12 protein-coding genes are annotated in these 14699 nt (G+C 67.7%); 4 read left to right on the top strand and 8 right to left on the bottom strand.

Annotated features, from left to right (window positions below; genetic code table 11):
* Positions 1-45 precede the first annotated feature (45 nt).
* The 3 genes from fusA to rpsL all read right to left on the bottom strand — a co-directional run bounded on the left by fusA (position 46) and on the right by rpsL (position 3079).
* Complete coding sequence (gene fusA / locus HMPREF9336_RS05905) at positions 46-2154, bottom strand: elongation factor G (protein ID WP_007469956.1); 2109 nt, start codon at positions 2152-2154, stop codon at positions 46-48.
* Between the two features lie 80 nt (positions 2155-2234).
* Complete coding sequence (rpsG, locus tag HMPREF9336_RS05900; RefSeq protein WP_007469954.1) at positions 2235-2705, bottom strand: 30S ribosomal protein S7; 471 nt, start codon at positions 2703-2705, stop codon at positions 2235-2237.
* Positions 2705-3079, bottom strand: coding sequence for a 30S ribosomal protein S12 (rpsL, locus tag HMPREF9336_RS05895; RefSeq protein ID WP_007469952.1), 375 nt, complete (start codon positions 3077-3079; stop codon positions 2705-2707). Before rpsL ends, rpsG begins: the two co-directional genes overlap by 1 nt.
* 262 nt (positions 3080-3341) lie before the next feature.
* Between rpsL and HMPREF9336_RS05890 the strand changes: the two genes are divergently transcribed.
* Positions 3342-4856 carry an alpha/beta hydrolase gene (locus HMPREF9336_RS05890; protein WP_021030184.1) on the top strand — a complete coding sequence of 505 codons (1515 nt, stop codon included), beginning with the start codon at positions 3342-3344 and terminating at the stop codon, positions 4854-4856.
* 4 nt (positions 4857-4860) lie between these two features.
* On the opposite strand, the gene HMPREF9336_RS05885 is transcribed toward HMPREF9336_RS05890, so the two are convergent.
* Together HMPREF9336_RS05885 and HMPREF9336_RS05880 are read right to left on the bottom strand one after the other, a co-directional pair.
* Positions 4861-5739 carry an SDR family NAD(P)-dependent oxidoreductase gene (locus HMPREF9336_RS05885; RefSeq protein WP_007469948.1) on the bottom strand — a complete coding sequence of 293 codons (879 nt, stop codon included), beginning with the start codon at positions 5737-5739 and terminating at the stop codon, positions 4861-4863.
* 54 nt (positions 5740-5793) lie between these two features.
* Positions 5794-6816, bottom strand: a complete 1023-nt coding sequence (locus HMPREF9336_RS05880; protein ID WP_007469946.1) for an alpha/beta hydrolase — start codon at positions 6814-6816, stop codon at positions 5794-5796.
* A 195-nt stretch (positions 6817-7011) separates the two neighbouring features.
* On the opposite strand from HMPREF9336_RS05880, the gene HMPREF9336_RS05875 reads away from it, so the two are divergent.
* Both HMPREF9336_RS05875 and HMPREF9336_RS05870 read left to right on the top strand, forming a co-directional pair.
* The gene (locus tag HMPREF9336_RS05875; RefSeq protein WP_007469944.1) at positions 7012-8616 is read left to right on the top strand and encodes a flavin-containing monooxygenase; all 1605 of its coding nucleotides are present in this window, start codon (positions 7012-7014) and stop codon (positions 8614-8616) included.
* Between the two features lie 24 nt (positions 8617-8640).
* Positions 8641-9171: an SRPBCC family protein gene (locus HMPREF9336_RS05870; protein ID WP_007469942.1), complete on the top strand. Its 531-nt coding sequence runs from the start codon at positions 8641-8643 to the stop codon at positions 9169-9171.
* Between the two features lie 60 nt (positions 9172-9231).
* On the opposite strand, the gene HMPREF9336_RS05865 is transcribed toward HMPREF9336_RS05870, so the two are convergent.
* A complete protein-coding gene (locus HMPREF9336_RS05865) occupies positions 9232-10824 on the bottom strand; it encodes a flavin-containing monooxygenase (protein WP_007469941.1) in 1593 nt (530 codons plus the stop codon).
* Positions 10825-11016: 192 nt separating this feature from the next.
* Here HMPREF9336_RS05865 and HMPREF9336_RS05860 point away from each other — a divergent pair, with 192 nt between their 5' ends.
* Positions 11017-11919, top strand: coding sequence for a TIGR03560 family F420-dependent LLM class oxidoreductase (locus HMPREF9336_RS05860; RefSeq protein WP_007469939.1), 903 nt, complete (start codon positions 11017-11019; stop codon positions 11917-11919).
* A gap of 18 nt (positions 11920-11937) precedes the next feature.
* On the opposite strand, the gene HMPREF9336_RS05855 is transcribed toward HMPREF9336_RS05860, so the two are convergent.
* Complete coding sequence (locus HMPREF9336_RS05855; RefSeq protein ID WP_007469937.1) at positions 11938-13437, bottom strand: flotillin family protein; 1500 nt, start codon at positions 13435-13437, stop codon at positions 11938-11940.
* Positions 13438-13627: 190 nt separating this feature from the next.
* A complete protein-coding gene (locus HMPREF9336_RS05850; RefSeq protein ID WP_007469935.1) occupies positions 13628-14587 on the bottom strand; it encodes a prephenate dehydrogenase in 960 nt (319 codons plus the stop codon).
* Between the last annotated feature and the right edge of the window lie 112 nt (positions 14588-14699).

Raw genomic sequence — 14699 nt, 5'->3', positions numbered from 1 at the left:
TTCCTAACCCTTTTTGGCAGGGCCGCCGTTACACGTGTGGCGAGATTATTCGCCGTTCGCCTTAGCGATGATCTCCTTGGCGACGCCCCCCGGAACCTCCGCGTAGGAGTCGAAGAGCATGCTGTAGTTCGCCCGGCCCTGGGTCTTGGACCGCAGGTCCCCGACATAGCCGAACATCTCCGACAACGGCACGAGCGCGGAAACGACCCGCGAAGTGCCGCGTTGGTTCATCTCTTGGATCTGCCCGCGACGCGAGTTCAGATCGCCGATGACATCACCCACGTAGTCGTCCGGGGTGATGACCTCCACCTTCATGATCGGCTCGAGGATGACCGGGTCCGCTTTGCGAGCTGCCTCGCGAAGCGCCTGGTTGCCTGCCGTCTTGAAGGAAAGCTCGTCGGAGTCGACTTCGTGGTACGCGCCGTCGAGCAGCGTGACCTTCACGTCGGTGAGCGGGTAGCCGGCCAGGACGCCGCCCTGCAGCGCGTCCTTGACGCCGGCGTCCACCGACGGGATGAAGTTGGTCGGGATGCGACCGCCCGTCACCGCGTTGACGAACTCGTAACCCGAGCCGTCCTCGGCGACCGAGGGCTCCAGCTTGATGATGACGCGGGCGAACTGGCCCTTGCCGCCGGTCTGCTTCTTGTGGGTGTATTCGTGCTTGTCCACCGTGCGGCGAATCGTCTCACGGTACGCGACCTGGGGCTTGCCGACGTTCGCCTCGACCTTGAACTCGCGCTTCATGCGGTCGACCAGGATGTCGAGGTGCAGCTCGCCCATGCCGGAGATGACGGTCTGGCCGGTCTCGTGGTCGAGCTTGACCTTGAAGGTCGGGTCCTCTTCCGCGAGGCGGTTGATGGCCAGGCCCATCTTCTCCTGGTCCGACTTGGTCTTCGGCTCGATGGCGACCGAGATGACCGGGTCCGGGAAGGTCATGGACTCCAGCACGATCTGGTCGTTCACATCGGAGAGGGTGTCCCCGGTCGTGGTGTCCTTCAGGCCCATGACCGCGTAGATGTGGCCCGCCTGGGCGCTCTCGACCGGGTTCTCCTTGTTGGCGTGCATCTGGAAGAGCTTCCCGATGCGCTCCTTCTTGCCCTTGGTGGAGTTCACCACGGCGGAGCCGCCGTCGATCTTGCCCGAGTACACGCGGATGTAGGTGAGTTTGCCGAAGAAGGGGTGCGCGGCGATCTTGAACGCCAGCGCGGCGAACGGCTCGCTCGAGTCCGGGTGCCGCTCGACGACCTCGTCCTCTTTGCCGGGGCGGTGGCCCAGCGTCGCCGGGATGTCCAGCGGGGAGGGGAGGAAGTCGATGACCGCGTCGAGCAGCGGCTGCACGCCCTTGTTCTTGAACGCGGAGCCGCAGAGCACCAGGAAGCGCTCGCTGGAGAGGACGATCTTGCGCAGGCCGCCCTTGATCTCCTCGACCGTCAGCTCCTCGCCGCCGAAGAACTTCTCAAGCAGCGCCTCGTCGGTCTCGGCGACGGCTTCGAGCAGCTGCTGGCGGTACTCCTCGGCCTGCTCCTTCAGGTGCGCGGGGATCTCGACCACGTCGTACTTCTCGCCGAGCTTGGTCTCGCCGCTCCACACCAGCGCGCGGTTGCCGATGAGGTCGATCACGCCCTCGAATTCGCTCTCCGCGCCGATCGGCAGCTGGATCGGCAGCGGCTTCACGCCGATGCGGTCCACCATGGTCTTGATGGTGTAGAAGAAGTCCGCGCCGAGCTTGTCCATCTTGTTGACGAAGCAGATGCGGGGAACGCCGTACTTGTCGGCCTGGCGCCAGACCTGCTCGGTCTGCGGCTCCACGCCCTCTTTCCCGTCGAACACCGCGACCGCTCCGTCCAGGACGCGCAGGTTGCGCTCCACCTCGACGGTGAAGTCGACGTGGCCGGGGGTGTCGATCAGGTTGAGCTGGTGGTCGTTCCAGTACGCGGTCGTCGCGGCGGACGTGATGGTGATGCCGCGCTCTTGCTCCTGCTCCATCCAGTCCATCGTGGCAGCGCCCTCGTGGACCTCGCCGATCTTGTAGTTGACCCCGGTGTAGTAGAGGATGCGCTCGGTCGTCGTGGTCTTCCCGGCGTCGATATGCGCCATGATCCCGAAGTTGCGGACCTTGTGCAGGTCCGTCAATACGCTCTGTGCCCCGGCCATGTCTCTACTTCCTCTCCTGGAATGTCAAATACGTCAACAAGCGACGGTGGAACCAAGCTGCGCGTTGCTCATGGCGCAGGTCACCACCGGTAATGCGCGAAGGCGCGGTTGGCTTCTGCCATCTTGTGGGTGTCTTCCCGACGCTTCACCGAAGCACCCAAGCCGTTGGAGGCGTCGAGCAGCTCGTTGGCGAGGCGCTCCTCCATCGTCTTCTCGCGACGGGCGCGGGAGAACTTCACCAGCCAACGCAGCGCGAGGGTGTTCGAACGCCCAGCGGCGACCGGGCCGGGCACCTGGTAGGTGGCTCCGCCGACGCGGCGGGAGCGGACCTCCATGGTCGGCTTCACGTTCTCGAGCGCGCGCTTGAGGGTGAGCACCGGGTCAGTGCCGGTCTTGTCGCGGGCGCGCTCGAGGGCGCCGTAGACGATGCGCTCGGCGACGGACTTCTTGCCGTCGAGCAGGATCTTGTTCACCAGCTGGGTGACGACCGGCGAACCGTACACCGGGTCGTTCACGACGACGCGACGCGGGGCGGGACCCTTGCGAGACATTAGCTCTTCTCCCTCTTCGCGCCGTAGCGGCTGCGAGCTTGCTTGCGGTTCTTCACGCCCTGGGTGTCAAGCGCGCCGCGGATGATCTTGTAGCGGACACCGGGGAGGTCGCGGACACGACCGCCGCGCACCAGGACCATGGAGTGCTCCTGGAGGTTGTGCTTCTCGCCGGGGATGTAGGCGGTCACCTCAACCTGGCTGGTGAGCTTCACACGGGCGACCTTCCGCAGCGCGGAGTTCGGCTTCTTCGGGGTTGTGGTGTACACACGGGTGCACACGCCACGACGCTGCGGGCTGCCCTTCAGGGCAGCCGTCTTCACCCGGTTGCCTTTGGGCTGCCGGCCCTTGCGCACCAGCTGTTGAATAGTTGGCATACCTTCTACTTCCTCAATAACGTCTTGGCCGTGTGCCAACCACGCGGCGTCTGTTAAGCGGTATCTCTTCATGTGATACGCCAGAACCCTCGGCTTATGGCACGCGAATGAGCCCGACTGCGTCAGGCACGACGGATAAGTTTAGCGCGGCCCGCTCGTGGCGTCAAAAAAGTCCCCCGCCGCCCCGAAACCAAGACCGATGGGCAGCTCGCCGCGCCGGACGGGCGCAGCTCCTCGCGACCGGCACCATACGATGAAGCGTATGCGACTGCCTACGCGACGCGTCCTCACGTCTCTGCTCGCCGTGCTCCTCGCCGCCGCCTGCGAGCACCCGGACGGGGCCAAACCCAGCGGCAAACCCGTCCCGAGCGCCCCTGCGGGCCATTCTCTCGGCTGGGGCCCGTGCGCCTGGGAGCCCGAGTTCATGGGGGCGCTCGGGCCCGAACGGGCCCAGCAGTTCCAGCAAAGCTTCGAACTCGGCTGCGCCAGCGTGACGGTGCCCCTCGACCACGACCACCCCGACGACAAGCAGACCCTCCGCGTCGCCCTCTCCCGGACTCGGCTCAAAGGCTCGAATCCGACGGCCCGCCGCCCGCTCCTTGTGAACTTCGGCGGGCCGGGGGATCCGGGGCTCCGGCAAGCGCCCGCGCTCGCGCTGCGCGCGAAAGAAGACATCGGCGCGGCGTTCGACGTCATCGGCTTCGACCCGCGCGGCGTCGGCGAGTCCGACCCGATCCTCTGCGGCCCCGACCCCGCGAAGGAGGCGCAGCAGCCCGTCCTCGACGTGCGCGACACGGCGCAGCTCGCCAAACTCAGAGCCAGGATCTCGGCCGTCGCGCAGGACTGCGAGGCGAAGCTCGGCCCGAGGCTCGTGCATTTCAACACGTATCAGACCGCGCAGGACCTCGACTCAGTCCGCGCCGCCCTCGACGTGGGCCAGATCGACTATCTCGGCTACTCCTACGGCACGTTCCTCGGAGCCACCTACGCGCACCTGCATCCGGGCCAGCTGCGCGCCCTCGTCCTCGACTCCCCGGTGGACCTGCGCCGGGAGCCGGTGAAAACCGAGGAGGAGACCATCCAAGCGCGGGAAGCGGCTTTCGACTCCTTCTTCGATTGGACCAAGACCCAGCCCAACTACGCCGATATCGGCAACGGCAGAGGCTTCTTGTTCCAAGCCTTCCTCGACCCCGGAGCCGGACAATTGCTCTCCGGGATCAGCTCCTTGCTCTACTCGCCGTCCAGGTGGCCGGAGCTCGCCGACGGGCTGCGCTCGCTGATGGGCACGGGCGACGGAGCCGCGCTGCGCAAGGCCGACCCCGGCCTCTCGATGGCGAACTGGGCGGTGATGTGCAACGACTCGCCGCAAGACCGCCGCGCCGACGACGCGACCGTGCAACGGCTCGCGGCGGACTGGGCGCAGAAGTACCCGACCTTCGGGCTGTGGGAGCTGGGCTACGGCAACGGGCTCGTGGTGGGCTGCTCCGGCTGGCCGGCTCCCGCCCACCCGATAGCGCCCGACTCCATCAACTTCGCCTCAGGCCCGAAGCCGCTCGTGATCGGCGGCGAAACAGACCCCGCGACGCCGCTCGCGTGGGCTGTGCCGTTCGCGCAAGCCGTCGGCGGAGAGCTGCTCGTCACCGCGGAGCCTGGCCACGGGCACTACCTGCGCTCCCCTGCCCAGCGCGCGCCGGAGAAGGGCTGTGTGGACCAGGCGGTCGACACCTACCTCCTCGCCGGGAAGCTGCCCGCAGAAGGCACGCGCTGCCCGGTGTGAGCGGTCAGAGCTTCGCCGTGCCGTCTGCGGAGGAGACCGTCTGCGCGGCGATCCTGCCGTCGTACTCGGCGCGCTTCTCCCGGTCGACGCCGCTCATCCGGCTGTCCCACTGGATGGCCTTGCGGCCGAGCAGCCAGAGCCGCTCCGGGATGAACGGGATCAAGGCCATCAGGCTCACCAGTCCCGGCGGGGCTCCGATCAAGGCCGGACGGCGCTTGAGGGTCAGCAGAACCGTCCGAGCCACCAACGCGGGCGGCAGGAAGATGATGCGCTCGAGGAAGTTCGCCCGGATGCCGTCCACCAGCTGCGTCTTGATCGCAGCGGGCAGCACGGCGCTGACCGACACCCCGGAGCCGAGCAGCTCTTCGCGGAAGCTGCGCGCCAGGCCCGTCGCGGCGTGTTTGGAGGCCACGTAGGAGGCCAGTCCGCCGGAGTGGATCTTGCCCGCCGCCGACGTGATGTTGACGATATGGCCCCGACCTCGGGCGACCATGCGCGGCGCGACGATCTTGAAGCCGTAGTAGTGCGCCCAGTAGTTGACGTTGAACGTGCCGAACGCGACCTCGTCGGACTCTTCGAGCAGCCCGCCGACCGGCATGATGCCCGCGTTGTTCACCAAGACGTCGATCGGGCCGACCTCTTTCTCGACATCGTCGATCCACCGCTGGTAGGAGGCTTTGTCGCCGACGTTGACGGCGTAGGCGCTGGCTCGAGGGCCGAGCTGGGCGGCGGCGGCCTGCGCGGCCTCAAGGGTCAAGTCGCCGATCGCGACCCGCGCGCCCTGCTGGACGAAGAGCGAAGCGATGGCGAAGCCGATGCCTCGGGCGGCTCCGGAAACGGCGACCACTGCGCCGCCCAAGTCGATGGGGGTGAATTTAGGCATACAACACTTCCTCTGATCTGATTGCGGCGAACGGGGAGAACAACGGGGACCGCTTCACGCGGACGCGAGCGACGAGCGGACGAACTGCCCGACCTCCTCCAGCGCCGCCCTCGCTTCGGGCAGCACGACCGCTCCGGCGGGGAACACATGGATCTGCCGGTCCCATATTTTCAAGGAGCACGGGACTCCCGCCTCGCCGAGCCGCTTGGCGAGCAGCTCCGCGTCGGGCAGCAGGCATTCGGTGGAGCCCACGTGGATCGAAGCCGGCGGCAGACCGGCGAAGTCGTGGTTGACCGAGGACCAGCTCGGGTCGATCAGGCCGTCCTTCGCGAGGCCGACTTTCACCACGTTGCCGAGGATCTGCGCCGACAGCAGCGGGTCGAGCCTGTGGTTGGGATGGATAGCTTTTTGCGCGCAGTCCAGGTCGGCCCAAGGAGAGAAGGCGAAGACCGCGCCGGGGACCCCGATCCCGAGGTCGCGGACTTCGATGGCGGCCCGGAACGCCAGGCCGCCGCCCGCGGAGTCGCCGCCGAAGGCGATCTGGTCGGCTCGTCTGCCCGAAGCCAGCAGCCATTCGTACGCTTCCACCGCGTCTTGGAGCGTGTCGGCGAAACTCGCCGACGGCAGCTGCTGGTAGTCCACGTTGAGCACGGCGGCCCCCGTGGTCTTGGCGAGGTCGGAGGCCAACCGCCGATGGGTGTTCAGGCCGCAGGAGGTGAAGCCGCCGCCGTGGAAGTAGAGGACCACCGGCCCCTGGCTGCTGCCCGGATCCGGGGTCCCGTCGTGCCAGACCCACTCCGCCCTGCAGTTCAAGAGTTGGACCCTGCGGCGATGGGTGCCCCGGATCGGCGGCATCAGGAAAAGACAGGGGTCGAGCAGGCGCGGAATCCACAGGAGGTTCTTGTCGTTCACCGACCCGAGGACGGCCGAGGCGAGGCCGAGGGCCGGCCGGACGGTCAGCCGGAAGGCGGTGTGCGCGAGGCGGGCGACCAGCCCGGCCTTCTCGGAATGCTCGACGACGAGTGCGGGTTCCTGCGCGCTCGGCCGCGCACGGCCCGCGCTCACAGCCTGTGACAACGAAAACTCCTCATGAATCCCCGAGGCCGCGATAGCGCAACCTGTTCTCGTTGCGACGGCCTGGACGAGTATGTGATCCAGCAAGTACTATAAACTCACAGTATCAGATCACGACAAGAACCGCGTAAGCGATGGCTCACTGTGGAACGCCGGGCCGATTCCGCCGCGCGGCGTTCCAACGGGAAAGGCGACTCCATGGCAAACACCCCGAAGCAAGACGCGTCACGCGACGCCGCCCCGACCGCGCCGGACACCGAAGTGGTCATCATCGGGACGGGCGTCGGTGGGATTTGCGCCGCTGTGCGCCTCAAACAGGCGGGGGTCAAGAATTTCGTCATCCTTGAGCGCGCCGAGGACATCGGCGGCACGTGGCGCGACAACGTGTACCCAGGGGTCGCGGTGGATATCCCGTCCATCTCGTACCAGTACTCGTTCTTCCCCAACCCGAACTGGTCGCGGGTCTTCGCCCCTGGCGACGAGGTGCAGGCCTACCACCAACGCGTGGTCGACCACTTCGGCATCCGCCCGCACGTCCACTTCGGCGTCACGGTGCTCAGCGAGGAGTGGGACGAGGCGAACCACCTGTGGCGGCTGCGCCTCGAGGGCGGCTCGGAGTTCACCGCCCGCTTCGTGATCTCGGCGGTCGGACCGTTCTTCGAGAAGAAGGGCGGCGTGGACATCCCCGGAATCGACGACTTCGCCGGCACGACGGTGTACCCGGGCAAGTGGAAGCCCGAGTACGACATCCGGGGCAAGCGGGTCGCGGTCATCGGGACCGGCGCGACCGGCGTGCAGCTGGCGGGCCACATCGCGCCCGAGATCGGCGAGATGACCGTCTTCCAGCGCACCCCGGTGTACTGCGTGCCCAAGCCGGACTTCGCGATCCCCAAGCCCGTCCAAACCATCCTGCGCCTCCCCGGTCTCGTCAACGGGATCCGCTCGGTCATCGCCGGAGTCGGCAGCGTCGGCCTGCTCTTCGCGATCCACACCCCCGGCTTCATCGCCCGTCCGGCCATGCGGGTGTTCGACACCGCCGTCCGGGCGGTCTACCGCCGCTATCTGAAAGCCGTCGTGAAGAACGACCCTGACGCGGCGGAGAAACTGCTCCCCTCGTTCGGGATCTTCGGCAACCGGCCGACGCTGAACTCGACGTTCCCCCGCGCCTTCAACCAGGAGAACGTGCACCTGGTCACCACGCCGATCGAGCGCATCGTGCCCGAGGGCGTGCGCACGACGGACGGCGTGGTCCACGAGGTCGACGTCCTCATCACCGCGACCGGGTTCAAGCTGTTCTCCGAGCCCTCGTCCTACGAGAAGGGCCGCGTCATCGGCAACGGGGTCGACCTCTCCGATTTCTTCCACGAGCAGGGGATGAAAGCGTACGAGAGCGTCTCCGTCCCCGGCTTCCCGAACCGCTGGATCATCGTCGGGCCGTACTCCTGGACCGGCGGGATCGCCTGGCACGACCTGGTCGACAACGCCGTGGTGCACATCGTCCGCGCGATCTCGCTGGCGAAGGAGCGCAAAGCCACCCGCAGCGAAGTGCGGGCCGAGGCGTGCGAGGCCTTCCACCAGAAAATGATCCGTCAGGGCCACAACATCCGTTGGTACTTCGTCGAGAAGCACAAGGGCATCCACTCGTACTGGAAGAACGCCGACGGCGACGCCCCGTTGATCCGCCCGACCACGATCTGGCAGGCGCACAAGGCCTCGCGAGAGTTCCCGGCGGACGACTACGCGTATTCCACGCGCGCGACCGCAGGCCAGACAGAGGAATCTGCGGCAGCCTCTGCCCGGTGACGGCGGAGACGAGGGCCGGCAACTATGCAATTCGCCATCGCGCCGGGGGATGATTCGACGTTCGAAACGGCGGCGATCGTCCTGCGGACCGCGCACGATTTCCAGGAGCCGCCGGACGACGTCTGGGCCGTGCTCGACGGCGACCAGGCGTGGACCTGGTTGCCGTTGTGCGGCGTGCGGTACGACCAGTCGCCCCACGGGCCCGGATCGACCCGTGAGATGGGCACGGTTCGCGCGCCGTGGCGGTTCCTCTGGATCCAACGCGAGCGCTTCTGGCGGTTCGAGCCGGGCCAGCGGATCAGCTACGCCGCCTACAGCGGCAGCTGGCCGCTGTTGAAGGCGTGGGCCGAGGACTACACCCTCGTCCCGCTCCCCTCCGGCGGCACACGGATCGTCTGGACGGTGGCCTTCACCCCGGTGCTGCTGGACCTGCTTCCGCTGCGGTGGACGAAGGTCTTCCTCGAGCCGATTTTCACGCTGGGCTTTCGTCCTGGCATGAAAGCCCAGTTGCGCAGGCGCGGGCGGCGGAGTCCACAGCGGCCAAATAAAGAGTAAGGAGAGCGGGCCCAGGCGAATAGCCTGGGCCCGCTCTCCTTACTCTGCGCCCCGGTGGGCTTAGGAGCTGACCGCCTCGGTCTGCGGCTCCTCGACAAGCGCGACCTTCGCCTCAAGGGCCCGGTACGAGTAGTCGTCCAGCGAGAAGGTCTTGCTCGCCTTCGTGGACTGGTACGCCGTCGTCGGACGCAGGAATGAGAACTCGCCGTGGTGGTCGAGGTAGTAGCTGTTGGCCCCGGCGCACGCGGGACGGTGCATGAGCGTGTTCGCAGCCTTCGGACGGATGAAGTCGTTGAACCTCCGGTTCGCCTCCGCCGTCACCTCCACCGCAGTCGCCCCGCGACGGCGCGCCTCGGTGATCACCCGGACCGCGTGACGGGCCGAGTTCTCCACCATGACGTGCCACGAGCTGCCGCTCCACGCGAACGGCCCGAAGACCATGAACGTGTTCGGCAGCTTCGGCATGCTCACGCCCTCGTACGCCTCGGCGGAGTGCTGCTCGTAGAAGTCGGCGAGGTCGAAGCCGTCCCGGCCCTTGACCGGCTTGCGCCGGAACACGGTCGGCGAGTGCGACATCTCGAAGCCGGTCGCGAGGACGAGGACGTCGATGTCCCGCTGCTTGCCGTCCGAGGTCTTGATCCCGGTCGGGGTGACCTCCGCGATGCTGTCGGTGACCAGCTCGACGTTGGGGCGGGTGAACGTGCGGTAGTAGATGTTCGAAACGCTCGGGCGCTTGCAGCCGAACCCATAGTTCGGCGTGAGCTTGCGCCGTAGCTCCTTGTCGCGCACCTGCGTGTACAGGAACGCCTGGCACGCGTACTGCGGGAGCAGCGCGATCGGGCCGATGTACTTCCCGAACACGGTGATCGCGACCAGGCCGACCTCGACGAACGCGGCGACGACCGCGCGGATGAGGCTCTGGACGACCGGCAGTTTGCGGAAGAGGAACCGCACCGGCTTGGGGATCGCGAAATCCGGCTTCGCGAAGACCCAGATGCCTCGGCGCTGGTAGACGTCCAGATGCTCCACGACCTTGGCGACCTGGGGGATCATCTGCACCGACGTGGCCCCTGTGCCGATGACTGCGGCGCGCTTGCCCCGCAAGTCGTACTCGTGGTCCCACGACTGCGTCTGGATGACTTTGCCTTTGAACGTCGACAGGCCCTTGATGTCGGGCACTTTCGGCTCGACGAACGCGCCGACCGCCGTGATGACATAGCGCGCGGTGACCTCGGAGCCGTCCGCGATGCTCAACCGCCACAGATGGTTGTCCTCGTCCCAGGCCCTGGCGAGCACTTCGGTGTTCAGCCGCAGGTGCGAGCGCAGCCGGTATTTGTCCGCGCAATGCTCGATGTACTGCTTGACCTCGGCCCCCTTCGGGAAGGTGCGCGACCAGTCCGGATTCTTCTCGAACGAGAACTGGTACACGATCCCCGGCACGTCGACGGCCACGTCGGGATAGTGGTTGTTGTGCCACGTGCCGCCGATGTCGGCGGAGCGCTCGATGATGATGTAGTCGTCGATCCCGGCCTTCTGGAGGAAGATCGCCGCGCCGAGCCCGCCGAAGCCGCCGCCGATGATGGCCACCTCGTGCTGCGGCTGCTCGTGCGGCACGGCCTTCCCCGCCGCCTCCGCCGCCGTCACAGCGTCCATCCGATCACCGGGCTCAGCGTTGTCACGATATTCGCCTCCAAAATATAAAACTTAATATAAATTTTTGCGCATCACAGCACGCCACCGATGTGATGTGCCGTTCTTTATGCTACACCCCGTATCAGACATCTCGTCCCGCGCGCGGAACCCGCTCCCCCGCCCAAGGGCCGATGACGCGCATAGACTGTCCGCATGCGCTTCTCCGTCTGGGCCTCCACGGCCCAATCCTGGCCCGATCTGCTCGACCTCGCCCAGCTCGCCGACTCCGGAGGATGGCACAGCTTCTACCTCGCCGACCACTTCATGCCCCGCACCGCCACCGCGATCGATCCGGGGCGGCCGACGCTCGAGGCCACCGCCCTGCTCGCGGCCCTCGCTGCCGCGACCACACGGGTGCGGCTCAGCACGATGGTGCTCTCGATGACATACCGGCACCCCGCCGTGCTCGCGAACTGGGCGAGCGGCGTCGACCAGATCTCAGGCGGCAGGCTCACCCTCGGGATCGGCGCGGGCTGGCAGGAAAACGAGCATGCCGCGTACGGCATCGCGCTCGGGAGCCCCAAAGAGCGGGTGGACCGGTTCGCCGAGGGCCTACAGGTGATCAAGGGCTTGCTCACGCAGACGGCCACGACCTTCGACGGCCAGTACTACCGGCTCAACGTCGCCGTGAACGAGCCGAAGCCGATCCAGGAGAACCTGCCGATCCTCGTCGGAGCCTCCGGCCCCCGGATGCTCGGGCTCGTCGCGCAGCACGCCGACGAGTGGAACACGTGGAGCAAACCGGGCGAGTTCCGCAAAGCCGCCGAGCCGCTCGAAGCCGCTTGCGAACGGCTCGGACGCGACCCCGAGTCGGTGCGCCGCTCCACCCAGGCATGGTTCCTCCTCGACGACGAGCCCGCGCACGTGCGGGCGTTCCAAGCGCGCACCCGCGATATGCCAGGAATCTCGGGCTCCCCTCGGCAGATCGCCGAGGCGGTCGCAGTGTGGAAGGAGGAGGGCGTGGACGAGGTCATCGTCCGAGACGACTTCCTCGGCCTCGGCCATCGCCGCGCCGACAATTACGAGGCTTTGTGGGAGGCCTTCGCCGAACTCTAAAGCGATCAGCCCCGCCGGTCAGGACGGGATGTGGTAGAGCCCGAGGTCGAGGTCGAGGTCCGACTGCTCGGCGACGGCCTCTTCCGCATGCGGCTCGGCGACGTCTTCGGGGACGATCTCCGCCAAGTCGACCCCGGAAGCCTTGAACGACTCCAGCACCTTGGCGACCACGGCGGGCGAAACGCCGGAAAGCGCGGCGAGCGAGGCGGGCGCGTTGCTGTTGGCCGAGACCCGGTCCAGCGCGGCGATCGGGCGCGAGGCGGCTTCGGTGGCCGCGACCAGCGCGTTGAGCACGTCCGGCAGCGCCAGAAGACGCGCGCCCACCGAGTTGTAGCGGTTGAGCGCCTCGGCGACTTGCTTTTTCCCTTCGGCCTCGGCGGCCAGCTTGGCGCGCAGCCCGTCGGCCTCCGCCTGCATGAGGGCCAGGACGCCCGCCGCTTCGGCCTGCCGTTCCGCGAGGAGGGCGTCCGCGGCGGACCGCCGCGCGTCCGCGAGCGCCTCGCCGACCTTGCGGGTGGCCATCGCCTGCGACTCCGCTTCGAGCACCGCCGCCTGGTGCTGCCCCTCGGCGCGCTTGACCGCGGCCTGCCCCTCGGCCTCGGCGACCGCGATCACATCCGCCTGCAAAACCGCCTGGGCATGCTCGGCGCGAAGCTGCTGCACCCCGATGCTCGCCTCGATCCGGGCCGCTTCGGCCTGCTCCTTTGCGACAGTGACGTCTTTCTGCGCCTGGGCGTCGGCGAGCGGTCCCGCCTGATCGGCCAACGCGTTCTCGGCGGCGACTTGAGCGCGCAGTTTCGCAAGCTCCACATCGCGCTTCTGCGCCGCCTGGGCGATGGCGATGTCGGCTTCCGCCTTCGCGATCGCCCCGGCCTGCCGCGCTTGCGAAGATTGGATGTTCGCGTCCCGCTCCGCCTCCGCGGTGCCGATGAAGGCGTCGCGCTTGGCCTCGGCGATCCGGCTGCGCCCCAAAGAGCCGAGGAATCCGTTCTCGTCGGAGAGCGCGGCGATTTTGACGATGTCGACGGTGTAGCCGATCCGAGAGAGGTCCGCGCTGGCCTCTTCGACCAGCTTTCGGGTCAGCTGCTCCCGGTCGGCGTTGAGCTCCTCCATGCTCGTCCGCGCCAAGATCTCGGCCAAGCTGCCGGACAAGATCTCGTTGAGCTGCGCCCGCAGCTCCAGCCGGTCCACGCCCAAGAAGCGGCGGATCGCGAGCTGGAGCGCCTCGTCGGTCGCGCCGACCGAAACCATGCCGACCGCCTCCAGGTCGACCGGCACGCCGCTCCCGGAGAGCGCGCCGTCCAGCTTGATGCGGACGCTGAGCGGTTCGAGCGTCAAGTAGTCCACCCGCTCGATGCCCGGCAGGCGCAGTCGGGCTCCGCCACGGACGACCCTCGGCTGTCTGCCCCGCCCGGTGAACACTCCGACTTTGTTCGGAGGCACTTTGACGTAAAGCAGGGGGACAAGGAGGACGAGCCAGGCGAGGGCGACCACAATGACAATCGCGATGGGCGTCACGGGCGGATTCCTCTCGGTCTCGCCGGGCGAGCGCGCCCGACTTCGGTGGCGCGCCACATGCGCGCGCCGTCAGCGGCTCTGCCGCCGCGAGGCATTATATAACGTTTCCGTATCACAACGGCGCGCCTCATGCGTTCCTCGAGTGCGACAGGGTAAAGATCTTAGCTCTCCAGGGCGGTGTCTTGGTTCTTCAGAGCGGCCACGAGCGCAGGACCGCGCCGCTCCTCCCCGCCTCCGCGAGCCGTTCACGCCAATCCGCTTCGCCGAGGTCGATCCTCGAAATCGCCGGGCGGGCCGCCGCGAGCCGGTCGTACGCCGCGCGCGCCGTGTGGCCGGCGCGCACGATCGGTCCGGCCTGTCCGGTCAGCGCCAGCTCCGTCCGCGCCTCGGTCAGCCAGTCCAACGCCTCGTCCAACGCTTCGACCACCGCAGAGGTGTTGTTCGCGCACATCGCCTCGGCGAGCTCGGGGTCCGAGCCCGCCACACGGGTGCCGTCGCGGAACGATCCCGCCGCGAGGCCCAGCGCCAACTCGCCGCCAGCCGCCCCGGTGTTCGCCAGCGCCGCCGCGAGCAGGTGCGGCAGATGCGAGATCCGGGCCACCGCCCGGTCGTGCTCTGCGGCGAGCGCGGGCACGACTGCCGCGCCCAGATCCAAAGCCAACCGCGCCACCCGCGCGAACCCAGCCGAGGACACTGTTTCGTCCACGCTCACCACCCAGGCGGCCCCTTGGAACAACGCCGGGTCCGCGGCCTCCCAGCCGCTGTTCGCCGTGCCCGCCATCGGGTGCCCGCCGACGAACCGCCCGGCGAGGCCGTGCTCCTGCGCGGCGGCGAGGATCGACGCTTTGACACTGCCGACGTCCGTCACGAGGCAAGAGCCGCCGAACGCCGCGATCTGCGCGAACACTCCTCCAGTGGCCCGCATCGGCACCGCCGCCACGATGATCGCCCCGCGCCGCTCGGCTTGTTCGAGGGCGCTCTCCAGCTCGTCGAACACAGCGAAGCCCTCGGCGCGGACAGCTTCGAGGGCTCGGGCCGAACGCACATACCCGAACGCCTCGCGCCCGGCGGCGGCGGCGGCTTTGACCACAGAGCCGCCGATTTGCCCGAGCCCGATGACGCAGACCGGGGAGGAGTCGGGGGTCGTCATGCCTACCAGGCTCTCATGCCCGATAGGCTCTCGGCATGGAGAGGTGGGAGGAACAGCCTGAAGCCGCGCCAACCGCGCAGCGGCTGCACAAAGACGCGATGCGCGACATCCT

Source organism: Segniliparus rugosus ATCC BAA-974 (assembly GCF_000185725.2).
In the GTDB taxonomy this organism is placed as follows: domain Bacteria; phylum Actinomycetota; class Actinomycetes; order Mycobacteriales; family Mycobacteriaceae; genus Segniliparus; species Segniliparus rugosus.
The sequence above is the reverse complement of the archived record's forward strand: the minus strand, read 5'-3'. Positions and strand labels throughout refer to the sequence as shown.